The organism is Mycolicibacterium bacteremicum, assembly GCF_002086115.1.
In the GTDB taxonomy this organism is placed as follows: Bacteria; Actinomycetota; Actinomycetes; order Mycobacteriales; family Mycobacteriaceae; genus Mycobacterium; species Mycobacterium bacteremicum.
This window is the reverse complement of sequence record NZ_MVHJ01000016.1, coordinates 71,278-96,706: the sequence shown is the minus strand read 5'-3', so window position 1 is coordinate 96,706 and position 25,429 is coordinate 71,278. Positions and strand designations below refer to the sequence as shown.

The 25,429-nt window shown below is 69.9% G+C and carries 23 protein-coding genes; 13 read left to right on the top strand and 10 right to left on the bottom strand.

From position 1 onward, the window contains the following. Window positions 1-145 precede the first annotated feature (145 nt). Entirely contained in the window at window positions 146-1,588 is a 1,443-nt protein-coding gene (locus BST17_RS18915) for an LLM class flavin-dependent oxidoreductase (RefSeq protein ID WP_234807725.1), read from the top strand. Here the strand turns inward: BST17_RS18915 and BST17_RS18910 are convergent. Together BST17_RS18910 and BST17_RS18905 are read right to left on the bottom strand one after the other, a co-directional pair. After that, window positions 1,585-4,203, bottom strand: coding sequence for an AAA family ATPase (locus BST17_RS18910; RefSeq protein ID WP_083060437.1), 2,619 nt, complete (start codon window positions 4,201-4,203; stop codon window positions 1,585-1,587). The two genes, BST17_RS18915 and BST17_RS18910, sit on opposite strands and share 4 nt — an antisense overlap. Beyond that, the gene (locus BST17_RS18905; RefSeq protein ID WP_083060436.1) at window positions 4,200-5,366 is read right to left on the bottom strand and encodes a metallophosphoesterase family protein; all 1,167 of its coding nucleotides are present in this window, start codon (window positions 5,364-5,366) and stop codon (window positions 4,200-4,202) included. The genes BST17_RS18910 and BST17_RS18905 overlap by 4 nt, the downstream gene beginning before the upstream one ends. Window positions 5,367-5,470: 104 nt before the next feature. On the opposite strand from BST17_RS18905, the gene BST17_RS18900 reads away from it, so the two are divergent. Then, window positions 5,471-5,971: a SixA phosphatase family protein gene (locus tag BST17_RS18900; RefSeq protein WP_083060435.1), complete on the top strand. Its 501-nt coding sequence runs from the start codon at window positions 5,471-5,473 to the stop codon at window positions 5,969-5,971. Window positions 5,972-5,977: 6 nt separating this feature from the next. Here the strand turns inward: BST17_RS18900 and BST17_RS18895 are convergent, their stop codons facing one another. Beyond that, window positions 5,978-6,535, bottom strand: a complete 558-nt coding sequence (locus BST17_RS18895) for a DUF3558 domain-containing protein (RefSeq protein WP_083060434.1) — start codon at window positions 6,533-6,535, stop codon at window positions 5,978-5,980. Further along, window positions 6,532-7,116 (bottom strand): DUF3558 domain-containing protein, encoded by a 585-nt coding sequence (locus BST17_RS18890; protein ID WP_407937757.1) that lies wholly within the window; start codon window positions 7,114-7,116, stop codon window positions 6,532-6,534. The genes BST17_RS18895 and BST17_RS18890 overlap by 4 nt, the downstream gene beginning before the upstream one ends. Window positions 7,117-7,219: 103 nt before the next feature. Here BST17_RS18890 and BST17_RS18885 point away from each other — a divergent pair, with 103 nt between their 5' ends. From BST17_RS18885 to BST17_RS18875, 3 genes are all read left to right on the top strand, one after another. Continuing rightward, window positions 7,220-8,947: an ABC transporter ATP-binding protein gene (locus BST17_RS18885; protein WP_083060433.1), complete on the top strand. Its 1,728-nt coding sequence runs from the start codon at window positions 7,220-7,222 to the stop codon at window positions 8,945-8,947. Further along, the gene (locus tag BST17_RS18880; RefSeq protein WP_083060432.1) at window positions 8,944-10,827 is read left to right on the top strand and encodes an ABC transporter ATP-binding protein; all 1,884 of its coding nucleotides are present in this window, start codon (window positions 8,944-8,946) and stop codon (window positions 10,825-10,827) included. The genes BST17_RS18885 and BST17_RS18880 overlap by 4 nt, the downstream gene beginning before the upstream one ends. Before the next feature lie 139 nt (window positions 10,828-10,966). Beyond that, window positions 10,967-13,132, top strand: a complete 2,166-nt coding sequence (locus BST17_RS18875; protein WP_083060431.1) for a molybdopterin-containing oxidoreductase family protein — start codon at window positions 10,967-10,969, stop codon at window positions 13,130-13,132. Here BST17_RS18875 and BST17_RS18870 read toward each other — a convergent pair. Then, on the bottom strand, window positions 13,129-13,638 hold the full coding sequence (locus BST17_RS18870) for an ATP-binding transcription factor AbmR (RefSeq protein ID WP_083060430.1): 510 nt from the start codon (window positions 13,636-13,638) through the stop codon (window positions 13,129-13,131). The two genes, BST17_RS18875 and BST17_RS18870, sit on opposite strands and share 4 nt — an antisense overlap. 109 nt (window positions 13,639-13,747) lie before the next feature. Then, on the bottom strand, window positions 13,748-13,951 hold the full coding sequence (locus tag BST17_RS18865) for a hypothetical protein (RefSeq protein ID WP_083060429.1): 204 nt from the start codon (window positions 13,949-13,951) through the stop codon (window positions 13,748-13,750). Window positions 13,952-14,020: 69 nt separating this feature from the next. Between BST17_RS18865 and BST17_RS18860 the strand changes: the two genes are divergently transcribed. Then, window positions 14,021-14,899 (top strand): AIM24 family protein, encoded by an 879-nt coding sequence (locus tag BST17_RS18860; protein ID WP_083060428.1) that lies wholly within the window; start codon window positions 14,021-14,023, stop codon window positions 14,897-14,899. Here the strand turns inward: BST17_RS18860 and BST17_RS18855 are convergent, their stop codons facing one another. Beyond that, window positions 14,900-15,523, bottom strand: a complete 624-nt coding sequence (locus tag BST17_RS18855) for a DUF305 domain-containing protein (protein WP_234807724.1) — start codon at window positions 15,521-15,523, stop codon at window positions 14,900-14,902. 64 nt (window positions 15,524-15,587) lie between these two features. Between BST17_RS18855 and BST17_RS18850 the strand changes: the two genes are divergently transcribed. Both BST17_RS18850 and BST17_RS18845 read left to right on the top strand, forming a co-directional pair. After that, entirely contained in the window at window positions 15,588-15,797 is a 210-nt protein-coding gene (locus tag BST17_RS18850; protein ID WP_083060426.1) for a cation transporter, read from the top strand. 10 nt (window positions 15,798-15,807) lie between these two features. Then, entirely contained in the window at window positions 15,808-18,015 is a 2,208-nt protein-coding gene (locus BST17_RS18845; protein ID WP_083060425.1) for a heavy metal translocating P-type ATPase, read from the top strand. Here the strand turns inward: BST17_RS18845 and BST17_RS18840 are convergent, their stop codons facing one another. After that, a complete protein-coding gene (locus BST17_RS18840) occupies window positions 18,016-19,137 on the bottom strand; it encodes an adenylate/guanylate cyclase domain-containing protein (RefSeq protein WP_083060424.1) in 1,122 nt (373 codons plus the stop codon). It lies immediately after the preceding gene. Between the two features lie 38 nt (window positions 19,138-19,175). Between BST17_RS18840 and BST17_RS18835 the strand changes: the two genes are divergently transcribed. The 3 genes from BST17_RS18835 (at window position 19,176) to BST17_RS18825 (ending at window position 20,658) form a co-directional block, all read left to right on the top strand. Further along, window positions 19,176-19,664: a DNA-deoxyinosine glycosylase gene (locus BST17_RS18835; RefSeq protein ID WP_083060444.1), complete on the top strand. Its 489-nt coding sequence runs from the start codon at window positions 19,176-19,178 to the stop codon at window positions 19,662-19,664. A 103-nt stretch (window positions 19,665-19,767) separates the two neighbouring features. Continuing rightward, window positions 19,768-20,205 carry an HIT family protein gene (locus BST17_RS18830; protein WP_083060442.1) on the top strand — a complete coding sequence of 146 codons (438 nt, stop codon included), beginning with the start codon at window positions 19,768-19,770 and terminating at the stop codon, window positions 20,203-20,205. Between the two features lie 3 nt (window positions 20,206-20,208). Continuing rightward, complete coding sequence (locus BST17_RS18825; protein WP_207573672.1) at window positions 20,209-20,658, top strand: nitroreductase family deazaflavin-dependent oxidoreductase; 450 nt, start codon at window positions 20,209-20,211, stop codon at window positions 20,656-20,658. Here the strand turns inward: BST17_RS18825 and BST17_RS18820 are convergent. Together BST17_RS18820 and BST17_RS18815 are read right to left on the bottom strand one after the other, a co-directional pair. After that, window positions 20,655-21,707 (bottom strand): LLM class flavin-dependent oxidoreductase, encoded by a 1,053-nt coding sequence (locus tag BST17_RS18820; RefSeq protein ID WP_083060423.1) that lies wholly within the window; start codon window positions 21,705-21,707, stop codon window positions 20,655-20,657. The genes BST17_RS18825 and BST17_RS18820 overlap by 4 nt on opposite strands. 78 nt (window positions 21,708-21,785) lie before the next feature. After that, entirely contained in the window at window positions 21,786-22,622 is an 837-nt protein-coding gene (locus BST17_RS18815; RefSeq protein ID WP_083060422.1) for a uracil-DNA glycosylase, read from the bottom strand. A gap of 77 nt (window positions 22,623-22,699) precedes the next feature. Here BST17_RS18815 and BST17_RS18810 point away from each other — a divergent pair, with 77 nt between their 5' ends. Both BST17_RS18810 and BST17_RS18805 read left to right on the top strand, forming a co-directional pair. After that, the gene (locus tag BST17_RS18810; protein ID WP_083060421.1) at window positions 22,700-23,935 is read left to right on the top strand and encodes a multidrug efflux MFS transporter Tap; all 1,236 of its coding nucleotides are present in this window, start codon (window positions 22,700-22,702) and stop codon (window positions 23,933-23,935) included. A 112-nt stretch (window positions 23,936-24,047) separates the two neighbouring features. Then, complete coding sequence (locus BST17_RS18805; protein ID WP_083060420.1) at window positions 24,048-25,412, top strand: FAD-binding oxidoreductase; 1,365 nt, start codon at window positions 24,048-24,050, stop codon at window positions 25,410-25,412. Window positions 25,413-25,429 lie beyond the last annotated feature (17 nt).

The window sequence follows — 25,429 nt, the reverse complement described above, 5'->3', positions numbered from 1 at the left end:
GGGGCGCCCATAACCCGCGCCCCCCCCCCCGGGGGGCCGCCAAAGGCTATTTCCTCCCCCCACACCCCCCTGCTTTGGGGGGCCCCCCCCCGGTTTTTCGCCGGACGGGTGCGGCGCCACACATCGCAAAGAAAGGTGACGACACATGCCCACGCAGCTGCACCTCGGCGGATTCCAGATCGCCTCCCAGGTGACCCACTCGCATGCCGCCTGGCGCCATCCCGGCAGCGACACCGATTTCACCACCCCCGAGTACTACCACCGCATCGGGCGCATCCTGGAGCGCGGCAAGTTCGACTTCGTGTTCTTCGCCGACCTGCTGGCCGCGCCGGCCCAGTACGGCCGCGACATCACCGAACCGCTGCGGCGCGGGACGCAGGCCACCGCCACGCTGGACCCGTCCATCGTCGCCGCCAGCATCGGCGCGGTGACCTCCAAGCTGGGTGTGGCCATCACCAAGTCCGCCACCTACTTCCACCCCTACGAGCTGGCCCGCATCTTCGCCAGCCTGGACCACATCACCCGCGGCCGGGTGGCGTGGAACATCGTGACCTCACTGACGGCCAGTGAGGCGCACAACTTCGGCCAGGACAGCCACCTGGACCACGAATTCCGCTACGAGCGGGCCGACGAGTTCCTGCGCGCGACCCTCGAATTGTGGTCGTCCTGGGATCCGGACGCACTGGTGGTCGACAAGAGCACCGGGGTCTTCGCCGACCCGGACAAGATCCACCGCGTCGACCACGAGGGGAAGTTCTTCCGCACCAAGGGTCCACTGAACGTGCCGCGCTCGCCGCAGGGCCGGCCGGTGCTGATCCAGGCCGGCTCCTCGAACACCGGTCGCGATTTCGCCGCCCGCTGGGCCGAGGCCATCTTCGAGATCGACCCCACCCCCGAGGGCCGCCGTGCCTACTATGACGACATCAAGTCGCGGGCAAGCAATTTCGGCCGCAATCCCGATCAGGTGCTGATCTTCCCGGCGTTCATCCCGTTCATCGGGGAGACCGAGTCGATCGCGCGGGAGAAGCAAGCCTTCCACAACGAGCTGGCGGATCCGATCTCCGGGCTGATCACGCTCAGCGTGCACACCGACCACGACTTCTCCCAGTACGACCTGGACGCGCCGGTGGAGGATGTGCAGGTCACCGGGACGCAGGGCTTGTTCGACACCGCACGCCGGGTGGCCAACCGCGACAACCTCACGCTGCGCGACATCGGCAAGTGGTACGCCCAGGGTGTGCTGCTACCGCAGTTCGTCGGGACCGCCACGCAGGTCGCCGACCAGATCGAGGCGTCCTTCGCCGCGGGCGAGGCCGACGGTTTCATGGTGTCGGCCGCCCAGAGTCCGGGTACCTTCAACGATTTCGTCGACTATGTGGTGCCCGAGTTGCAGCGGCGCGGACTGTTCCGCACCGAGTACACCGGGGATACGCTGCGCGATCACCTGGGGCTGAGCGCGCTGCCCGCCCCGGCGAGCGAAGCGACGGGAGACAGCACCCCGGCGAGCGAAGCGACGGGAGACAGCACCCCGGCGAGCGACGCGACGGGAGACAGCACCGGCGCCGGCCGGGTGGAGGCCGTCGCCTAGGCGGTCAGCTCGATCACGCGGGCATCGCCGATGCCGGCGTAGCGGTCGGGGCTGCAGGTCAGCACGATGACCTGACCGTCCCCGCCCACGGAGTCGAACACCGCGGCCATTCTGGTCAGCCGGTCGGGGTCGGTGAACCCGAGCGCATCGTCGATGACGACCGGCACGGTGTCCTCAATGGCCACCAGCGAGGCGCAGGCCAGCCGCGCGACGATGCCGATCTGCTCCTTGGCCCCACCGGACAGCGACTCATAGCCGACGGTGGTGCCGTCGAGGGTGCGGCTGCGGATGGTGAGGTCGGTGTCGATGTCGACCTCGAAGTCGGCTCCGAACACGATGCGGCCCAGGCGTTGGATCTCGGTGCGGAACGGTTCGACGTAGCGCAGCCGCGCAGTCTCGCGATGGCGCAGCATGACCGTGCGCAGCAGCGCCGCGGCCCGGGCGCGGCGGCCGACCCGCAGGAACTCGGCGTGGGCATGCTCCCGCTCGGTCTCGGCGGCGTCGAGTGCTCCGCGGCGGCCCTCGCTGCCGTAGAGCTTCAACGTGGCGGACACCTCGGTCAGCGCGGTGGCGGCGGCCTCCCGCTCGGCGTGCAATCGGCGCAGCCCAGCGGCGGCCGAGTCCAATTCGGCGGCAACGCTATCGGGGTGGGCGGCGGCCAGCTCGGTCTCCAGACGGGTCAGCTCGGCCTGTGCCCGGGTGGCGCGTTCGGCGTCGGCCTCGGCCTGCAGGCTGAGCTGCTCGTCGGTGGCCGCCAGCCGCGCCGCGGCCAGCCGTCGGGTTGCGGCATCGTGCTCGGACTGCGCGGCCTCCAGCTTCTCGCGCAGCACCCCGGCGGCGACGGCGGCGTCGTTGCACTTGGCGGTGGCCGCGGCGGCCACCTTGCGCAGCGTGTCGGCCTGCGCAGTGGCCGCGGTGTGAGCGGCGACGGCAGCGGCCAGCGCGGTGCGGGCCGCACCGGTGTCCCCGACGACCACGGGCTGATCGGCGGTCAACTCGGCGTGGCGGGCGCGCAGCTGCGCAGGTGTTTCGGCACCGGTGATCGCCGCCACGGTCGCTCGCAGGGTGTCGCGTGCGGCGCGCAGTTCACGGCGCCGCGCATCGAGGGCATGTGCCGCCTCGACATCGACCACCGCGGCCTGCGCGAGCGCCTGCGCCAGATCGCGTTGCGCAGCGTCGAGCTCGGCGTGGGTCTGCAGTGCGTCGACACCCGGCACCACCCGCACACGCAGCACACCGGGCACCTCCACGGTGGCGGGTTCGCCGACGGAGATCCCCCAGTCCTGGCCGGCGCTCAGGCCGGTCGTGGTGTCGGCACACTGCACCTGGATATCGGCGAGCGCGATGAGTTCCAGTCGCGCCGAGGCCAGTTCGGCGCGTCCGGCGGCACGCTCGACCGACCTGGAGGCCGCGTCGATCTGCTTGAGCAGCGCGTCGGTCATCGGATTGGCGGCCAGTTCGCGTTCGATATCGGCGAGTTCGGCGGCGGCGGCGTCGAGCTTGGCGATATGCGCCGTCAGTCGGGCGGCCTCGTCGCGTGCCACCAGGGCGGCGACCTCGGCGCGCGCGGACTCGACGGCGGCGGCCGCCGCCGTCGCGGTGAGCTGCGCACGCTCGGCGTCGGACTCGGCGGCTTCGACCACCTGGCGGGCAAGGCCGTGAGCCCGCGCGGACTCGGCGGCGACGGCCACCAGTTCCGCAGCGGCCGTTGACCTTTCATCAGCTGCGATGCGCAGTCTGCGCCGCTCGGTGACGGCGGCCAGCGCAGCGGTGTGCGCGGAGGTGGCGGCCTCGGCGACCAGCTTGGCGGTATCCCGCTCGGCGGCCAGCTTCTGCACGGCACCGGCGGCCTGCTCGGCGAGCGTACGGCGCTGTTCGGCGGCGGCGATCTGTTCGGCGAGTCCGGCAAGCTCTGCGGTGAGCGTCGCATGCCGCGCAACCGCCTGATCGACCTCGCGCAGCGCCGCCGCACACCGGTCCACGGCCTCGGCGGCGGTGCGCAACCGGCCGGTGGCGGCCGCCCAGATACCGGTGGGACGGCCGGTCGCGGTGAAGTAGTCCAGGTATTCGCGCTCGATCTTGTCGATCAGCAGCGGGTCGGCGTCGGCGGCATCGACGGTGTCCTCGGCGGCGCCGGCGGCCACGTCCAGGGCCCGCGACAGGGCGTCGCAACCGGACAGGTCGACCGGGGCGGTCGCCGAGGCCTGCAGCACCCGCTGCGCCTGCCACAGCGCGGTGTCCATCGTTTCGTCCAGGATCGCCAGCACCCGGTCGTGCGCCTCGTCGCCGGTGAGCTGGCGCCGGTTCGGCGTCAGCTCGGTCAACACCGTCTCGGCCTTCTTGTGGAAGCGCTTGTGGTAGATGAAACGGTAAGCACCGGTGGAGATTTCGGCCGTGACCTCGGCACCGACATCGGCATGGGTCGGCTTGACCGCCTTGACCTCCTTTTTCGAGGAGCGGTCCTTGACGGTCAACAACAGGTCCAAGGCCTCGATCATCGAGGACTTGCCGATCTCGTTCGCGCCGCTGACCACCACGACGCCGCGGTCCGGGAACTCGATCTCGCGGTGCGCGACCCCCCGGTAGTTGGTCAGAACCAGCCGGTGCAGTTTCATGCCACGTTCCCCTGACTGTTCGCGGTCAGCCGCAGCAGCAGCGCCAGCGCGGACCGCGCGTCATCGGCCTCGTCCCCGTCGGCACGGGCGGCGGCCACCAGTTCGGCCACGGCCCCGGTGGCGAACCCACCGATCGGCAGGTCGTCGAATTCGCCGTCGGCGGGCAGCACGACCAGATCGCAGTGCCGCTCCCAGGAGCGCAGCGAGGCGAACAGCCGGGCGTACCGGTCCAGGCACTCGTCGAGTTTGGCCTTGTGCCCCACCGTCAACGAGCCGGTGAGCACCATCCGGACCACCGTGCGCTCCTTGTCGGGCAGCTGGTCGAGGTTGATGTCCAGGCCGGCGATATCGCGGTCGTCGTTGACATCGTGGCGCAGCGTGATGAAGCGCCACCTACCCACCCGTCGCGCGGTGACCTGCACCGGGTGCGCCGGATCGTCCTCGTCGATGTCGACGACGAGCACATGCCCGGGGTCGGTCTCGATGTCATCGTAGTTCGTGACCTCCGGTGAGCCGGAGTACCAGACCCGACCGGTGGCACCGACCTGGGTGCGAGAATGCCTGTCCCCCAACGCCACATAGTGGACCACACCGGAGGCCAGCGCGTCCTCGACGGCGGCCAGCCGGATGAGCGACGGTTTGGCCGGGTCCGGGTCGAGCACGTCCACGCCACCGTGCGCGACCAGCACCCGCACGGTGCCGTCGGCCGGGACATCGGCGGTGACCGCGGCGGCCAGATCGGTCGTCGGCGATTTGGAACGCCAAGGGGCAGCCAGAATCTGTACGCCGGGACGCACCTCGAAGGCGCCGTCCCGGTCGAGCACGGTGACATTGGCCGGGCACTCGGCGGCGAACAGCGCGCTGGTGTAGACCGATCCCGCGTCGAGCTGATCATGGTTGCCGGGCAGCAAATACACCGGCACCTCGATGGCGCGCATGGCCTCCAGCGCGAGGCTGACCTCACGCGGGGAGAGCTGGTTGTCCTCGAAGACGTCACCGGCGACCACCACGAACTCCGCGCCGACCTCGGCCGCCAGCACGCCGAGTCCGGCGACGGCCTCACGACGGGCGGCGGCGTAACGCGACTGCGCTTCTCCGCCACCGGCACTGAGGAAGTGCCGTGTCATACCGAGCTGCCAGTCGGCGGTGTGCAGAAAGCGCATCGGCGCACTCCCTTCCCTAGTCGTCCACCGGTCCCGAAAGACCCAGCGGTGAGTCTAGGTCCGGTGTCCGACAAGTCCCGGGACGTGCGTCGGCATGGCCTAACCTGGATGCGGTGAGGACCCTGCTGCTGCTGCGTCACGCCAAGTCGGACTATCCATCCGGTATCGGGGATCACGAGCGTCCGCTGGCGCCGCGCGGTGTCGCCGAGGCCGGGCTGGCCGGCGACTGGCTGCGGGCGAACGCACCGGCGGTCGACGCGGTGCTGTGCTCGACGGCGACCAGGACCCGGCAGACGCTGGAGCGCACCGGCATCGACGCGCCCGCGCATTTCGTCGACCGGATCTACGACGCCACACCGGGAATCGTGCTGGCCGAGATCAACGCGGTCGGCGACGATGTGGCGACCCTGCTGGTCATCGGGCACGAGCCGGTGATGTCCGGGCTGACGCTGGGATTGGCCGGCCAGGGCAGCGACCCCGCCGCCATCGCGGAGGTCGAGTCGAAATACCCGACGTCGGCCATATCACTGCTCGAGGTCGGCGGCTCGTGGCGGGACCTGCAGCTCGGCGGCGCGCGACTGGCCGATTTCCACGTGCCGCGCTGAGCCGGCTCAGGAGTTGGTGGCCAGCGTCAGCTCCATGAGCTTGATCGCCATCCCGCACGCGTCGATGCCGGGCGCCTGCGGATTGACCCACCAGCCCACGACGCCGCTGGCGTCGCTGGCCACGCCACAGGCGTTGGCGTCGTTGGGGTTGCGCATGACGATCGACTGCACCCCGGCAATGCGGCGTTCCTCGACCGGGAACTTCAGCTCGTCGGCGACCTGGCGTTCGTAGTCCAGGCTGCCCAGCTCGAACCAGAACCGGGTGATGTCGACCAGCCCGTTCGGGTTGGCCGCCTGCCAGCGGCAGACCGCGCCGACGAAGGTGCTCTGGATGTCCAGCGGATCGGCGCCCACCGTCTCGGCGAGGATGTCCTCGGTGAGGACATCGCATTCCTTGAGCAGGTTCGGGTAGGTGCGCTCGGAATCGTTGTTGCGCGGCCCGGCGCCGGAGGACTTGATGGCGGTGCCGTCGACCGCCCGCGAGCAGCCCTGGACACCGAGCACCATGGTCAGCGCGGCCAGCAGCGCGATCACCACCGTCACCGGGCGCTTCATCCTGCTCATCGCTGCGCATTCACAATCGACTGGCGGGTCAGCTCTTTGGCGACCTCGCACGCATCCGGGAACGGCTTCTGGGTGTAGCTGACCGACCATTCGATGAAGTCATCGCCGAACCCGATGCCGATCTCGCACAAGTTCTGCCCGAGCACCAGGTCCTCTCCGATACCGATGAATCCGTCGTGGCCCTCGATGCTGATGTCCTCGACACTGGCGCGGGACAGCTCCATGGTTTTGCGCTCCCGGCCCATCGGGCTGCCCCGGAAATGGGTGAAGGAGAAGTGTGGCCCCACGATGCCGCCGCCGGCCAGCCACTGGCAGCCCACCGAGGTGCGCGCCGTGTTGACCAGGCCCCGGACCTCGGTCAGCTGGGCGACGGTCTCGTCACTGATACCGCCGCACTCGGGGAACACCGGGCCGTGTTGGGCCTCGGGAGCGGACTCGGTGGTCGGGGGCACCGAGGGGGAACCCGGACTGTCCGAGTCTGAGCACGCGACGACGATGGGCAGCATCGCAGTGGCGGCAACCAGCATCTTCGCCGCACTGCGGAGTCGGCCGTCACCGTGTCGGAAGGTCACGACATGCACTGTAGCGGCCACCCGGGCGTACACCGTTGACATATGTACTGACCTGCCTTTTCGTGTCTCACCGGTGATCGGGCCAGGTGCCCGAGTGTGCGAGAGTGGCCAGATGCTGTTGGCCCTGGTGCGCCGTCACGTGCAGCCCTACCGCGGGCTGCTGGCGATTGTCGCCGCATTGCAGGTGGTCAGCACGCTGGCATCGCTGTACCTGCCGACCGTCAACGCCGCGATCATCGACGACGGCGTCGCCCAGGGCGACACCGGCCGGATCATGCAGCTGGGTCTGGTGATGCTCGGCGTGACGGCGCTGCAGGTGGTCTGCGCGATCGGCGCCGTGTTCTTCGGGTCGCGCGCCGCGATCGGGTTCGGTCGCGACCTGCGCGCCGCCGTCTTCGGCCACGTCCTGGGCTTCTCGGCGTCCGAGGCCGCCCGGTTCGGCGCCCCCACCCTGCTGACCCGCACCACCAACGACGTCCAGCAGATCCAGCTGCTGGTACAGATGACGGCCACCATGCTGATCACCGCGCCGATCATGGGTGTCGGCGGTATCGCGATGGCCGTGCACCAGGACGCCGGCCTGTCCTGGCTGCTGCTGATCAGCGTCCCGGTGCTGGCACTGGCGAACTGGTGGGTGGTGTCCAAGCTGCTACCGATCTTCCGCTCCATGCAGCGACTCATCGACAACATCAACCGGGTGATGCGTGAGCAGTTGTCCGGTATCCGGGTGGTGCGCGCATTCGCCCGGGAACCGTTGGAACGGCAGCGGTTCGGCGAGGCCAACACTGCGCTGGCCGAGACCGCGTTGACCGCGGGTCGCTGGCAGGCGCTGATGTTGCCGGCCACCACGCTGGTCATCAACATCTCCAGCGTCGCCCTGATCTGGTTCGGGGGCATGCGCATCGACGCCGGGCAGATGCAGGTCGGCTCGCTGATCGCCTTCCTGGCCTATTTCATGCAGATCCTGATGGCGGTGCTGATGGCGACGCTGCTGCTGGTGCTGCTGCCCCGGGCCTCGGCGTGCGCGGAGCGGATCACCGAGGTGCTGCGCACAGAGCCGGCCATCACCAGCCCTGCCGAGCCGTTCGCGGCCGCGGCGGTGCGCGGTGAGATCACCCTGGACGGGGCCACCTTCAGCTACCCGGGCGCGGACCGTCCGGTGGTACAGGGCATTTCACTGACCGCCCGGCCGGGCACCTCGACCGCGATCGTCGGCAGCACCGGCTCCGGAAAATCGACCCTGCTGTCGCTGATCTGCCGGCTCTATGACGTCACCGCCGGGTCGGTGCGCCTCGACGGTGTCGACGTGCGCCGCTACGACACCGAAGCCCTCTGGGCGGCAGTCGGGTTGGTGCCACAGCGCGGCTACCTGTTCTCCGGCACCGTCGCGGACAACCTGCGTTACGGCAAGGCCGACGCGAGCGAGGACGAGATGTGGGAGGCGTTGCGGGTCGCCGCCGCCGACGATTTCGTGCGCGCCCACCCGGACGGGCTGCAGATGCGGGTGGCCCAGGCCGGGATCAACTTCTCCGGTGGGCAACGCCAGCGTCTGGCCATCGCCCGCGCGGTGATCCGGCGGCCGGCGGTCTACCTGTTCGACGATGCGTTCTCGGCGCTGGACACCCGCACCGACGCCCGGGTGCGTAGCGCACTGCGCGCCGCGGCCGCCGATGCGACCGTGATCATCGTGTCGCAGCGGATCAGCACGGTGGCCGAGGCCGATCAGGTGATCGTGCTCGACGACGGCCTGGTCGTGGGCGCCGGCACCCACGGGTCGCTCCTGCAGACCTGCCGGACCTACGTGGAGTTCGTGGACTCGCAGTCGGTGGCCGCCTCATGACGCGGCCGATGCGCGGCATGGAACCACCGGTCACCCGCTCGCGCGATTTCACCGGATCGGCCATCCGGCTGGTGCGGCGGCTGACGCCGCAGCGGGGGCTGACCGCAACGGTGATCGCGCTCGCCATCGGGGGGATCGCGATCGGCGTCATCGGCCCGCGGATCCTGGGCCACGCCACCGATCTGCTGTTCAACGGTGTCATCGGGCGCGAACTACCGGCCGGGTTGACCAAGGAGCAGGCCATCGATGCCGCCCGGGCCCGCGGTGACGACAGGCTGGCCGACCTGGTGTCCGGGATGAATGTGACCCCCGGCCAGGGGGTCGACTTCGCCGCGGTGGCCCGGACGCTGCTGCTGGCCCTGGGGCTGTATCTGGTTGCGGCGCTGCTGGTGTGGCTGCAGGCCCGGATCCTGAACGTGGTGGTGCAGCGCACCATGATGACGATGCGGGCCGACATCCAGCAGAAGGTGCACCGACTGCCGCTGTCCTATGTCGACGGGCGCCAGCGCGGCGAGCTGCTCAGCCGGGTCACCAATGACGTCGACAACGTGCAGTCCTCGCTGGGGATGGCCATCAGTCAGCTGCTGACCGCGCTGATCACCGTGGTCGCGGTCCTGGTGATGATGCTGACGATCTCGCCGTTGCTGACCCTGATCACGGTGCTGACCGTGCCGTTGTCGCTGTTGGCGACCCGCGCGATCACCCGGCGTTCGGCGAAGCTGTTCGCCGAGCAGTGGGCCAACACCGGCCGCCTCAACGCCCACATCGAGGAGACCTACAGCGGTTTCACGGTCGTCAAGACCTACGGTCACCGCGCCGCGGCGGCCGACCAGTTCGACCGGCTCAACGCCGACGTGCACCGGACCAGCCTGGGCGCCCAGTTCCTGTCCGGTCTGGTGGGCCCGGCGACCACCTTCATCGGCAACCTGAGCTATGTGGCCGTGGCGGTTGTCGGGGGGATCCAGGTGGCCACCGGGCAGATCACGCTGGGCAGCATCCAGGCGTTCATCCAGTACGTTCGCCAGTTCAACCAGCCACTCACGCAGGTGGCCGCGATGTACAACGCCCTGCAGTCCGGGATCGCCAGCGCAGAACGCATTTTCGACCTGCTCGACGCCGACGAGGAATCCGCCGATGTGTCCACCGGGCCCGTGCCGGCCGGGCCGGGCCGGGTGGAGTTCCAGCGGGTGTCCTTCGGCTACCGGCCCGACGCGCCGGTCATCGAGGACCTGTCCCTCACCGCCGAGCCGGGGTCCACGGTGGCGATCGTCGGGCCGACCGGCGCCGGTAAGACCACCCTGGTGAACCTGCTGATGCGGTTCTACGATGTCGACGCCGGACGGATCCTCGTCGATGGTGTGGACATCGCCACCATGCCCCGCGCGGACCTGCGTTCCAGAATCGGCATGGTGCTACAGGACACCTGGCTGTTCAGCGGCACCGTGTACGACAACATCCGCTACGGCCGACCGGAGGCCGGACCGGATGAGGTGTACGCGGCGGCGCGTGCCGCGCACGTGGACCGGTTCGTGCAGACGCTGCCGTTGGGATATGAGACCCGGGTCGGCGATGACGGTGGGGCGATCAGCGCCGGGGAGAAGCAGCTGATCACCATCGCCAGGGCGGTACTGGCGCGACCGCAGCTACTGATCCTCGACGAGGCGACCAGCTCGGTGGACACCCGCACCGAACTGCTCATCCAGCAGGCGATGGCCGAGTTGCGCAAGGACCGAACGAGTTTCATCATTGCGCACCGGTTGTCCACCATCCGCGACGCCGACCAGATCCTGGTGCTCGACGCCGGCCGGATCGTCGAACGCGGCACCCATGCGGAGTTGCTGGCGCGCCATGGTGAGTACTGGGCGATGGCCCGCTCCTGATTCCGCCCCGCGACGCTACGGGCTCTGGCGCGAAAAGCCGGCTGTCTCAGCACACAGCGTAGGGACGGCGAGGGCCTCAAGCAGTGTGCTCATTCCCATTCCGCGGACAGTGCCCGAACCCGTTGTGCACGATGGGGATATGGTCCGCACCGTGCACACCTTCTGCCGCTACTGCCTGGCTGCCTGCGGTGTGACGGTGACCGTGGAGGACAACCGGGTCCGCAAGATCGCCGCCGACAAGGACAACCCGCACAGCTGGCACGACTTCTGCGCCAAGGGCCGGACCGCGGCCGAGGTGGTCGAACATCCACGGCGCATCCTGACCCCGATGCGCCGGGTGGGTGACCGGTACGAGCCCGCCGGTTGGGACGAGGCGATCCGCGATATCGCCGAGCGGATGAACGCGCTGATCGACGCCGACGGCCCGGACGCGGTGGGCGCCTACTACGGCAACCCGGCCGGCTATTCGGCGTCGAACCTGGTGTTCATGAACGGCTGGCTGGACGCCGTGGGTACGCACAACCGGTATGCGGTCGGCTCGGTGGATCAGAACGTCGTGCACGTGGTGGCCGAGGCGATGTACGGGTCGTCGCTGATGGTCCCGGTCTCCGATGTGGACAGCTGTGAATTCTTTCTCCTGGTCGGCGCGAATCCGGCTGTCAGCGCCTGGAATTGGCTGGAATCGGTACCCGGCGGATGGCGGCGGGCGCTGGAACGTCAGCGCCGCGGCGCGCGGATCGTGGTGGTCGACCCGGTACGCACCGAATCGGCCGACCGGGCCGATGTGCACGTGGCGGTGCGGCCGGGCCAGGACTGGGCGCTGCTGCTGGCGATGGTGAAGGTGATCCTGGACGCCGGGATGGAGCACCGTGGCGACTGCGCCGGGCTGGCCGACGGGATGCCCGCACTGCGTGCGCTGGTCGACGCCGCCGACCTCGATGACCTGGCCGGCCGCTGCGAGGTTTCGCGGACGCAGATCGTGTCCCTGGCAGAGGATTTCGCCGGCGCCGCGACCGCCATGGTCATCACCCGCACCGGCGTGTCGCTGCAGGCCGGCGGAACCGTCGCCGAGTGGCTGGGCCACGTACTCAATGTGATCACCGGCCGGATGGACCGGCCCGGTGGCCGCCGCTTCGAGCCCGGCTACATCGACACCTTGCGGCTGGCCGGGCTGGCCGAGCCCACACCGCACCGGAGTCGGGTGGCCGGGCGTGATCTGGTGGCCGGTGCGCACGCCCTGGCGGAGTTGCCCGCGGAGATCAGCACGCCCGGGCCGGGACAGCTGCGGGCGTTGCTGATCAACTGCGGCAACCCTGTCATCTCCGGTCCGGACGGCGCCGCCCTCGATGCGGCACTGCAAAAGCTGGACCTGCTGGTGGTGATCGACCTCGTCCAGCGGGAAAGTCACCGGCACGCGCACTGGCTGCTGCCCGCCGTGCACTGGCTGGAGCGCGATGATCTGCCGGCGCTGACCGGCAGCATGCACGACGAGCCGTTCGTGCAGTACGGGCGCCGCGCCGTCGAACCGCCACCGCAGGCCCGGCAGGAATGGCTGATCTTCGTGGATCTGGCGCTGGCCATGCGGCGCCCGCTGTTCGGGGCACGCGGCCTCAACGGGTTCATCCGGGCCAGCCGGCGGTTGGCCGGGCTGACCGGCAGGCCGGGTGTGGCCTTCACCCCCCGCTGGCTGGACCGGCTGCTGCTGCTGTCGGCGCGAAAGGTGAACGGGCGCAGGTTGCGCTGGCGGGATGTGCGGGACAACCCGCACGGTCTGGTGCTGGGGCCGCGGTCGTTCGGACACTTCCGTGCCGCGCTGCGGACACCGGGCAAGCGGGTGCGGGTCGCGCCGCCGGAGTTCGTCGCGCGGGCCCGCGAGCTGCTGGCCGATGCCGTCCCGGTACCGCCGGGTGACTACCCGTTCGTGCTGGGTAACCGGCGCAACCGCCATGCCATGAACTCCTGGCTCAACGAACTGCCCGGGCTGCATCCGGCCGGTAAGCACAATGCGGTGTTCGTCCACCCGGTGGATGCGGCCGCGTTGGGCATCACCGACGGCGACCGGGTCCGGGTGTCCTCCCCGACCGGGTCGGTGGAAACCACCGCCGCACTCTCGGACCGCCCGCGCCGCGGCCTGGTGGTGCTGGAACACGGCTGGGGCTCACGGATTTTCGACCCGCGATCCGGGGGCGCGCCGATCAGCTTCGGGGTGAACCGCAATCTGCTGGTCGACGGTGCGGCGCTGGATCCGCTGTCGCAGACCTCGGCGCTCGGCGGTGCACACGTGCGCGTCGAGCGGCTCGACTAGAGGTCGGGCCCCTGGGCGCGCAGGTCGTCGACGGCGGTCATCGCCTCGCGCAGATCGGCCAGCCATTCCTCGGTGTGCCTGCCGACCAACTTCACCGACCAGGCCAGCGCATCGGAGCGGGACCGGGCCACCCCGGCGTCGACCAGGGTGTCGAGGACCTGCCGCTCGGGCTGGCGCAACCGGGTCATCACCGGCACGGCGATGTGGGTGAACAGCGTCCGCTCCCCACCGGCCTGCACACCCCAGGACACCTTGCGACCGAACCGGTCCTGGGCCTCCTCGGCGATCCGGATGCGTTCGCCGCGGGTCTCCTCCCGGAATTTGGCCACCCGACCGGACCGGCGGGCGCTGCTTTCGTCCTCGGGTTCGGGCAACGTCCCGATCACGGTGATCTCTTCCCGGTCGACCACGACGGCCGGGTCTGCGGTGAACCAACCGTCGGGCAGCCGCCCGGCGAACCATTCAGCGGCCTCTTCGGCGGGCCGCGCGCCATGTCGACGACTCATGATTACATGATTACACCGTTACAGCGACGATGGAGCGACGTTCACCCACGGCGTACCCGGCGCCCGACACCCGCGCCGGCCACCTGCGGAATCGGGCGTGTGCTACCGCTCAGCGCGCGGCGCGCAGCGCGAAGCCGCCGCCGAGCAACAGCGCCACCAGCAGCAGCACCGCCCAGCCCGCGCCGGCCAGCCACCACACCGCGATCAGCCCGACGATCGCCGGCGACGCCAGGAACAGCACCATGCCCGGATGCTCCCGGACCACCGCCCACGCACTCCTGGCCCGCACCCGATCGATCTCGTCACCTGCCATACATCCCAGGATGCCAGCCTGAGGTGGTTGGATACTGGTCGAAACGGCCGAAGTGGACAGGAGTGCACGGTGAGTGGTCAGTGGTTGCGGGATCCCGAGGGTCGCTTCGAGTACCGCTGGTATGACGGTCAGAGCTGGACCGACCAGGTGTCCCATCAGGGCCAGGTCTTCGCATCGCCGTTGGGCCCGCCGCCCGCCCGGCCGGCCGAGCCGCAACCCGGCGGCACGCCGCACGAGCAGCAACCCCACCCCGGCCAAAGTCAGCCCCAGGGTGACGGATTCGCCGGCATCAGCGGCGATCTGATCGACGGCCGGTTCAGCGAGAAGGAAGCCAAGGCGATCGCGCTGCAGAACGAGCGCCTGCTGCGGGTCCGCCTCGGCGAGCCGTTCATGGCACGCCAGGGGTCGATGGTGGCCTATCAGGGCAATGTCGACTTCGCCTTCGAGGGCGGGGGCGCCGGCAAGTTCCTGAAGAAGGCGCTCACCGGTGAGGGCCTGCCCTTGATGCGGGTGCAGGGTCAGGGGGATGTGTTCCTGGCCGAGCAGGCCAACTACGTACACCTGCTGCAGCTGACCAACTCCGGCCTGTCGATCAGCGGGAAGAACGTGCTGGCGTTCTCGGCGAGCCTGGACTGGAACATCGAGCGGGTCAAGGGTGGCACTATCGCCACCGGGGGGTTGTTCAACACCACGTTGCGCGGCAGTGGCTGGGTCGCGCTGACCACGGACGGACCGCCGGTGGTGCTCAATGCCGCGGAGGCGCCGACGTTCGCCGACACCAATGCGGTGGTGGCCTGGTCGGCGAACCTGCAGACCCAGCTGAAGACCAGCTTCAAGGCGGGCGCCCTGATCGGTCGCGGGTCCGGCGAGGCGCTGCAGGTCGCCTTCCACGGGCAGGGATTCGTGATCGTGCAGCCCTCGGAGGGCATCACCATCCCGGTGCAGTGATCAGAGGCTGTCCAGGATCGACTTCATCTCGTCGATCTCCTGCTGCTGGCTGTCGACGATGGCGCGCGCCAGATCCTTGGCCGGGGCGTAACTCCCGCCGTCGATCTCGCTCTGCGCCATCGTGACCGCGCCCTCGTGGTGACCGATCATCTGCTCCAGGAACAGTCTGGTCGCCTCCGGGCCGGGAGCATCGCGCAGCGTGTCCAGATCGGCCGGGGCGACCATGCCGTCCATCGAGCCGTGGTCCATCGCCGGCATCGGCGGGTTGCCCCACTCGTCCAGCCACCTCTGCATCTGCTCGATCTCGGGAGCCTGCGCCGCGCGGATCTGCTCGGCGAGCGCCGTCACGCGGCTGTCCACATCGGTCTTGGCGAGCAGGATGTCGACCATCTCCACCGCCTGGCTGTGGTGCGGAATCATGTGCTGGGCGAACACCACATCGGCGTCGTTGTGCGCGCCGGCGTCGGCGGCGGGGCCGGGGCTGGCACCGCTACCGGCGTGACTGCTGCCGTGTCCGGAATGGTCCTGCGCCGTGGGTTCGGATTGTTCGGATCCGCCCGAACAGCCCGCCAGTAACAGCACGGCGGCCGCACCCGTTGCGATCGCCATCGCCGACTTCCTCATGACTGTGATCCTCCTTGCAGATGTGGACATTTACCCATACCCCCTACCGGTATATCATGGCGGTATGAACATCGTTCTCGACGTCCAAGGTATGAGCTGTGGCCACTGCGTGAAGTCGATCACCGCCGCCGTCACCCCGCTTGCGGGTGTGACCTCGGTCGATGTCGATCTCGCGGCGAAGAAGGTCACCGTGACCGGCAACGCCGATCCCGGCGTCGTCGCGGCCGCCATCGAGGACTGCGGCTACGACGTGAGTTCCACCGTGTCCGCCTAGGAGGCATGTCATGAGTTCCCTCACCCTCGACGTCGGCGGTATGACCTGCGCGTCGTGCGCGGCCCGAATCGAGAAACGGCTCAACCGGATCGATGGTGTCGAGGCCAGCGTCAACTTCGCAACCGAACAGGCCCGCGTCGAGTATCCCGACACCGTCACCCCGCAGGACCTCGTCGATGCCGTCGCGGCCACCGGTTACACCGCGACCCTGCCCAGTGCGGCCGACCCCGCAGCCGAAATCGAGGAACCCGACGAGTCCGCCCCGTGGCGGCAGCGACTGCTGATCTCGGTGGCGCTGTCGCTGCCGGTGGTCGCGCTGTCGATGATCCCGATGCTGCAGTTCACCAACTGGCAGTGGCTGACCCTGACCTTGGCATCGCCGGTGGTGGTGTGGGGGGCCTGGCCGTTCCACCGGGCGGCGTGGACCAACCTGCGCCACGGCGCGGCCACCATGGACACCCTCATCTCGGTGGGCGTGACGGCCGCCTACGCCTGGTCACTGTGGGCCCTGTTCTTCACCCACGCCGGCATGCCGGGCATGACGATGCCGTTCGAGTTCATCTCGCGCAGCGACGAACCACACCTCTACCTCGAGGTGGCCGCCGCCGTGACGACCTTCCTGCTCGCCGGCCGCTACTTCGAGGCCCGCGCCAAACGCCGGTCCGGTGCCGCGCTGCGCGCCCTGCTGCAGATGGGTGCCAAGGACGTCACCGTGCTGCGTGACGGTGACGAAACGCGGCTACCCATCGGACAACTCGCCGTCGGTGACGTCTTCGTGGTGCGACCCGGTGAGAAGATCGCCACCGACGGCACGGTGGTCGCCGGGGCGTCGGCGGTGGACGCGTCGATGCTGACCGGGGAACCGGTGCCGGTGGAGGTCGCCGCCGGCGACTCCGTGGTGGGCGCGACCGTGAACGTGAGCGGACGTCTCGAGGTGCGCGCCACCCACGTCGGCACCGACACCCAGTTGGCACAGATGGCCCGGCTGGTCAGCGACGCCCAGAGCGGGAAGGCCGACGTGCAGCGTCTCGCCGACCGCGTGTCGGCCGTGTTCGTGCCGGTCGTGCTGGTGTTGTCGCTGGCCACCCTGGTGGGCTGGCTACTGGCCGGCGCCACTGCGTCGGCCGCCTTCACCGCGGCGGTCGCGGTGTTGATCATCGCCTGCCCCTGCGCGCTCGGTCTGGCCACGCCGACCGCGCTGCTGGTGGGGACCGGGCGTGGCGCCCAGCTGGGCATCCTGATCAAGGGGCCGCAGATCCTGGAATCCACCCGTCGCGTCGACACCGTCGTGCTGGACAAGACCGGAACGGTCACGACCGGCCGGATGTCGGTGGTCGACGTGCATGTCGCCGACGGCGAGGACGCCGATGAGGTGCTCCGATTGCTCGGCGCCCTGGAGCACGGTTCCGAGCACCCGATCGCCCGCGCCATCGCCGAGCACGCGGCCGGTCGCGGCCCGCTGCCGGCCGTCGACGACTTCGCCAACCACGGCGGGCTCGGCGTCACCGGGGTGGTCGAGGACCGCGCGCTGGCCGCCGGACGGGCGAGCTGGTTGCGGCAGGACTGGTCGCTGGATGCACCGCAGGCCCTGGCGCGGCTCGCCGATGACGCTGCCGGACACGGGTATACGCCGATCTGGTTCGCCGCCGACGGGAAGATCCGGGCCGTCGTGGTGGTCGCCGACACCATCAAGGACGATGCCGCCCAGGCGGTCGCGGGATTCCGCGAGCTCGGACTCACCCCGGTGCTGCTCACCGGTGACAACCGGCGCGCCGCCGAAACGGTGGCGGCCCAATTGGGTATCGACCGGGTGGTCGCCGAGGTGCTGCCGGCCGGCAAGGTCGACGTGATCAAGCACCTGCAGGCCGAGGGCAGGGTGGTCGCGATGGTCGGTGACGGTGTCAACGACGCACCGGCGCTGGCGCAGGCCGACCTCGGACTGGCGATGGGCACCGGCACCGACGTCGCCATCGAGGCCTCCGATCTGACCCTGGTCCGCGGAGATCTGGGCGCGGCCGTCGACGCCATCCGGCTGTCCCGTGCCACGCTGGGCACCATCAAGGGCAACCTGTTCTGGGCGTTCGCCTACAACGTCGCCGCGCTGCCGCTGGCCGCGGCGGGGCTGCTCAACCCGTTGATCGCGGGCGCGGCGATGGCGTTCAGTTCGGTGTTCGTGGTGACCAACAGCCTGCGGTTGCGCAGGTTCTCGGCCGGCTGATCACTGCTCGGAGAGGTAGCGGGCGCGGAACACCTTCACCTCGTCCTTGATGCCCTTGAGCCGTTTGGCGCCGGCGAAGGACCATTCGACCCCGGCGTCGTCGCCGATCGCTTCGTGCACCGCTTCGGTGACCAGGACTGCACCGGGGCGCGCCGCGCCGGTGACCCGGCTGGCCAGATTGACCGGGCTGCCGAACCAGTCGCCGCCACGGTTGACCGCCATCCCGGAGGCCAGACCCACACGCAGGCGCGGGAATTCGTCGTCGGCACCGGCGGCTTCCAACAGCGCCAACATGGCCGTCAGCAGGGCCACCGGCTCCGGGCTGACCAGCATGACGGCATCGCCGATCGACTTGATGAAGCGCACCGGCGGGGCCACCACCTCATGGGTGGCCTCGACCAGCCGGTTCGCCAGCCCCTCCAGTTCCTCCGGCGGCACCGCCTCCCCCAGCTTGGTGAACCCCACCAGATCGGCGAATGCGATGGTGACTTCGCGGGCACCCGGCAGCGGCCGGCCCTCGGCACGTTCCCCCGCGGTCACCGCGTCGGTCTCCATGGTGCGCCGCAACTCCAGTCGCAGCATGTCCTCGATCATCGGCCCGAGCAGTGGATTGACCTGGCGCAGCAACGCTTCGGAGGCGACGGCGACGTCGAGTTCGCTGACGCCGGGCGCCATCACCGCCGACATCGAGGTGAACCGCATGGCCTCCGCCGTCTTCGACAGGCCGTCGGCCAGCGCCCGCACGACCAGCACGATATTGTCCGCGTCGATTCCCATATCGGCGAATTGCTTGGCATACCGGGCTATCTCACCGTCGACACGCAGGTGTGCGGCCTCGTCCGGGTCGTCCACCCGGGGCAGGCCGAGGGCCCGCTGGATGCGTTGCAGCAACTCCAGATCGATCCCGGTGCGCTCGCTGATCTCGCGCGCCGACACGTAGTCACCGTCATCGCCCAGAATGCGCCGGGACGCCAGCAGCACCGGGGTGTCGGAGTCGCGGATCTGCTCGACGGTCACCCCCTGGTCCAGCAACCACGGGATCAGCTCGGCCCGGTCGGCGCGGGCGGCGCCCTCGAGTCCGTCGAGCAGGCCCGAGGCCTCGATGTCGAAGTCGCTACCCACCGGGCCAACCTATACCGGTGACCGGCATCATCGGGGCGGTGAGCGAATTGCTGCACGGCCTGCCACCGCTCGTCGGCGCTCACCCCACGGTGTTGGTGCTCGGCAACATGCCCAGTGTGCTGTCGCTGGCGCACGACCGGTACTACGGCAATCCGCGCAACGCGTTCTGGCGGATCTGCGGGCAGATCTACGGGTTCGATGCGGACGCTCCCTATGCGCAGCGCGCGGCCGCGCTGACCGGGCACGGCGTGGCGGTGTGGGATGTCCTGCGGTCCTGTCGACGGGTCGGCAGCCTGGATTCCGCGGTGCAACCGGACAGCATGGTGGCCAACGACATCGTCGGCTTCCTCGCCGAGCACCCCGGTATCGGACTGCTCGCCTTCAACGGTGCGGCGGCGGCGCGCAACCATCGCCGTCTCATTCGCGACCCACCCGATCTGCCGACGGTGCTGCTGCCCTCGACCAGCCCCGCGCACACCATGGCCTTCGCCGACAAGTTGCGCTGCTGGCGGGCCGCACTCGGCTGAGTCCGCAGCCACCGCGCCACCCGACGGTGCAGCCAGATCGCGGTCGCGGCCGATTTCCGGGTCTGTGTGCACCGTCGGCGCCACACGTGGCTACGGTGACCCGATGTCCTGCGTGTTCTGCGCCATCGTCGCCGGCGAGGCGCCCGCTGTCCGCATCCATGAAGATGACGAGCTGCTGGCAATCCTCGACATCCGTCCCTTCACCCGCGGTCACACCCTGGTGATCCCCAAGAAGCACAGCGTCGACCTGACCGATACCGAACCGGACACCGTCGCGGCGATGGCGGCCCTGGGTCAGCGCATCGCCCGGGCGGCCAGGCGGTCGGGTCTGCATGCCGACGGCAACAACATCGCCATCAACGACGGCAAGGCGGCCTTCCAGACCGTGTTCCACATCCACCTGCACGTGGTACCGCGACGCAGCGGCGACAAGCTGTCCTTCGCCAAGGGCATGCTGGTGCGCCGCGACCCCGACCGCGAGGAGTCCGGCCGGCTGCTGCGCGCGGCACTGGCAGAACTCGACGCCGCCGAGCAGGATTGACCCATGAGCATGCCGCCCTGGGAGCGCTATATCGGCCTCCCGCTGCTGTTGTTGCACGACAAGCTGTACAAGGCCACCGACGGCCGGATCGGGCACACCATCCCGTTCGGGCCCAAGGCCCTGATCCTGCACACCGTCGGGGCCAAGACCGGCCTGGCCCGGGCCAACTCGCTGACCTACGCCCGGGACGGGGACGACTACCTGGTGGTGGCCTCCAAGGGCGGCGAGCCCACGGCGCCGGGTTGGTACCACAACCTCAAGGCCAACCCGCAGGTCGAGATCAACGTCGGGCCGCGACGCATCCCGGTGACGGCCAGGGCGGTCTTCCCCGGCGATCCCGACTTCGACCGGCTGTGGGCGAGAGTCAACGACTTGCGCGGGAACAAGGACCGCTACATCGGGTATCAGAAACGCACCTCGCGCCCGATCCCGGTGATCGTGCTGAGCCCCTAGAGCAGTTCCTTGGCCAGCAGCTCCAGGGTCCGCTGGCGGGCCGGTGCGGTCGTGGCCGCGGTGCCGGCGAATGCCGAGGCGACGGGGTTGACCATCACCTCGTCGACGTCGAATTCCGCCGCCAGCGCCCGGATCTGATCGGCCGCCTCGGCGGCGTCGCCGACGACGGTGCGCGCCACCGACGAGTCGATGATCAGCTGCTCCTGGGCCGATACGACGGCGGCCTCGGCATCCTCGACCAGATCCAGCGGTCCCAGCGGCCGGCCGGTGCGCAGCCGGCCCATCATCTGCAGGTTGGGCAGCAGCAACCGGTGGGCCTCCGCGCTGCTGTCGGCCACCGAAGCATTGACGGTCAGGAAGGTGCGCGGCTCGGAGAGCTCAGCGCTGGGCCGGAATTCGGCACGGTAGGCGGCCAGCGCCTCGGCGGTGCCGTGCCCGGAGAAATGGTTGGCGAACACGTAGGGCAGGCCCTTGGCCGCGGCCAGGTGGGCCGAGTACATCGAGGAACCCAGCAGCCACAGCGTGCACTCCCCGACCGCGGCCGGGGTGGCCTTGAGCGTGTAGTCCTGCTGGGCCAGCATGCCGCGGGACAGCTCCACCCGGGCACCGCGGGTGCTCATCAACGCCGCGACGTGGTCGAGGTATTCGGGGAAGCGTTCGATGTCCTCGTCGTGGGCCGCACGCGCACCGCGCAGCGCCATCGAGGTGACCGGGTCCGAGCCGGGCGCCCGGCCGATGCCGAGGTCGACACGGCCCGGGGCGACGGCCTCGAGCAGGGCGAACTGCTCGGCGACGGCCAGCGGCGCGTGGTTGGGCAGCATCACCCCACCGGAGCCGAGCCGGATCCGGGCGGTCTGGGTGGCCAGGTAGGCCAGCAGCACCGGCGGGCTGGTGGCCGCGACCGCGGGCATGTTGTGGTGCTCGGCGACCCAGTAGCGGGTGAAGCCCAGCCGGTCGGCGGCCTGCGCGACCTGCACGGTCGCCGCCACCGCGTCCGCGGTGCTCTGGTCGGTGCGGACAGGAACGAGGTCCAGGACAGAAAGACGCATTAACACCTCAACACCTGGCGGTGCCGGTTTCGTTCCCGACCGCCCGCCGAAGTGCGCACATTCGTCAACGCCCAGGTGTCACTGACCGTGCGCGAGTGCCGCCGCCGTGGTGAAGACATCGTCGAGCATCGCCGGGGTGAGCCGGCCGGTGAACATGTTCTGCTGGCTCGGGTGGTAGCAGCCCAGCAACACCGCGCCGGAGTCGAGCCGCACCTGTGCACCGTGGCCGAACACCGGTTTGGGCCGGCCGGCCAGCTCGTCGGCCAGCAGTCCGAGCGCCACCTGCCAGGCAAACCCGCCCAGGGTGACCACCACACGCACATGCCGACGCACCCGCTGCCATTCCGCGGTCAGCCAGGGCGCGCACGTCGTGCGCTCGTCCGGGGTGGGCTTGTTCGCCGGTGGCGCGCAGCGCACCGGTGCGACGATCCGGACGTCGCGGGTGCCCAGCCCGTCGGCGGCGTCGATGCTCACCCCGGCGTCGACCAGCCCGGCCCGGAACAGCGCCGCGAACAGCTGATCGCCCGAGCGGTCGCCGGTGAACACCCGGCCGGTGCGGTTGGCGCCGTGCGCGGCCGGGGCCAACCCGACGATCAGCACGCGCGGGCGCCGCGCACCCCAACCGGGAATCGGTCTGCCCCAGTACGGCTGCTCGGCGAAGGCGCGGCGCTTCTGCACCGCGACGTCCTCCCGCCACGCCACCAACCGTGGGCAGGCCCGGCAGACACTGACCTGCGCGTCGAGCAGAGGCAGCGACGGCGCCGCGGCAGCCAGTGCGGCGACCTCGGCCGCCGTGTGTGCCACCGGGGTCGTGCGCTTGGCGGGGTCACCGGGCCAGCCCGCACCGGGCGGCACGGGGGAACCGAACAGTCGCCCGGTGCGTGGGTGCGGCAGTCTGGGGTCGTTTCCGGGCACATATCCATCCTGCCCGCGGCCGCGGCAAAATCGATCGCCGGACCGCCGACACCGCTGCTAAATTCGCCGCGATACCCATGAACACACCCAGCCGCGGTCCGGCGTACCTGATCCTGTTCGCCGCCCTCATGGCCGGCGCGGGCAACGGCATCTCGATGGTCGCGTTCCCCTGGCTGGTGCTGCAGCGCAACGGGTCGGCGTGGGAGGCCTCGCTGGTCGCGATGGCCGGCACGCTGCCGCTGTTGGCCTCGACCGTCATTGCGGGCGCGGCGGTGGACTACATCGGCCGGCGCCGGGTGTCGATGATCTCGGATGTGCTCTCCGGGCTGTCGGTGGCGGCGGTGCCGGTGATCGCATTGCTCTTCGGCGTCGACGCCGTGAACGTCGCCGTGCTGGCCACGCTGGCCGCACTCGGCGCGGCCTTCGACCCGGCCGGGATGACCGCGCGCGAGACCATGCTGCCCGAGGCCGCGGCGCGCGCCCGGTGGACCCTGGACCATGCCAACAGCGTCTACGAGGCCGTGTTCAACCTGGCCTACATCGTGGGCCCCGGCATCGGCGGCGTGCTGATCGCCACCATCGGGGGCGTCGAGACCATGTGGGTGACCGCGGCCGCATTCGGCTGCTCGATCCTGGCCATCTCGGTGCTGCGACTGGAGGGCGCCGGTCCACCGGACCGGTCCGAGTTGCCCGAGCGGGTCTGGGCCGGTGTGGTCGAGGGTCTGTCCTTCGTGTGGAACCTCAAGGTGCTGCGCACCCTGGCGCTGATCGACCTGACCGTCACCGGGCTGTACATGCCGATGGAGGCCGTGCTGTTCCCGAAGTACTTCACCGACCGCGACGAGCCGGCCCAGCTGGGCTGGGTGCTGATGGCGCTGTCGATCGGCGGGCTGGTCGGCGCGCTCAGTTATGCGGTGCTGTCCCGGCACATGTTGCGGCGCACCACCATGCTGATCGCCGTGATCACGCTGGGCGTGGCGATGACGATCATCGCGTTCCTGCCGCCGCTGCCGCTGATCCTGGGGTTGTCGGCGGTCGTCGGCTTCGTCTACGGACCCATCCAGCCCATCTACAACCACGTCATGCAGACCAACGCACCGCCGCACCTGCGGGGCCGGGTGGTCGGGGTGATGGGCTCGCTGGCCTATGCCGCCGGCCCGCTGGGCCTGCTGCTGGCCGGACCGCTGGCCGACTCCGCCGGGCTGCACGCCACGTTCCTGGCGTTGTCGGTACCGATGTTGCTGATGGGACTGGTGGCCATCGGGCTGCCATCGCTGCGTGAGCTGGACCGCGATCGGTCGCCCGGCCGCTGATCGGGCACCGCCGGATCGCATTACGCTGCCGCGTAACGCTATTCGTGCGCGCAGGCACGCGGGCCGGCCAGTGCCGAAATCCGCTGCCGGCGACGACCCTAGACTTGCGCAGGTGAGTTCCGCACTGGACGGCCTGATCGCCGCATTGCCCGAGGGCACCGTCGTCACCGACCCCGATATCGTCGCGTCCTACCGGCAGGACCGCGCCGCGGATCCCGACGCGGGCACGGCCCTGGCGGTGGTCCGCCCTCGGTGCACCGAGGATGTACAGACCGTCGTGCGGTGGGCCGCCGGGCACGGGATCGCGGTCATCCCCCGCGGTGCGGGCACCGGGTTGTCCGGCGGCGCGACGGCCCAGGACGGCAGCGTCGTGCTGTCCACCGAGCGGATGCGCGATATCACCGTCGACACCGCCACCCGCACCGCGGTGGTCCAGCCCGGGCTGCTCAACGCGGAGGTGAAGCAGGTCGTCGCCGAGCACGGGTTGTGGTACCCACCGGATCCGTCCTCCTACGAGATCTGCACCATCGGCGGCAACATCGCCACCAACGCCGGCGGTCTGTGCTGCGTCAAATACGGCGTCACCACCGATTACGTGCTGGGCCTGCAGGTGGTGCTGGCCGACGGCACCGCGGTGCGACTGGGCGGTCCGCGCCTGAAAGATGTTGCGGGGCTGAGCCTGACGAAGCTGTTCGTCGGTAGTGAGGGCACCCTCGGTGTCATCACCGAGGTGACCTTGCGACTGCTGCCCCCGCAGCACACGCCGTGCACGGTGGTGGCCACCTTCGCCTCGGTGGAGTCGGCGGCAGATGCGGTGGTCACCATCACCGGGAAGATCCGGCCGTCCATGCTGGAGTTCATGGACGCCGCCGCCATCAATGCGGTGGAGGACAAGTTGAAGATGGGGTTGGATCGCACGGCGGCGGCGATGATGGTGGCCGCCTCCGACGACCGCGGACCGGCCGGCGCCGACGATGCCGAGTTCATGGCCAGGGTCTTCACCGAAGCCGGTGCCACGGAGGTCTTCTCGACCTCCGACCCGGCCGAGGGTGAAGCCTTCGTGGTGGCCCGGCGCTATGCGATCCCGGCGGTGGAAGCCAAGGGGTCGCTGCTGCTCGAGGATGTCGGGGTGCCACTGCCCGCGCTGTCGCATCTGGTGGCCGGTATCGAGAAGATCGCCGCGCACCACGATCTGCTGATCTCGGTGATCGCGCACGCCGGGGACGGCAACACCCACCCGCTGATCGTGTTCGATCCCGCCGACGCCGACATGGCCCGCCGCGCCGAGGTCGCGTTCGGCGAGATCATGGATCTGGCCGTGTCGCTCGGTGGCACCATCACCGGCGAGCACGGGGTGGGCCGGCTCAAGAAGCCGTGGCTGGCCGGCTATCTGGGACCGGAGGCGATGGAGCTCAACCGCCGGATCAAGGCCGCGCTCGACCCGGCGGGCATCCTCAACCCGGGGACCGGGCTGTAGCGCCTGATCCGTCGCTG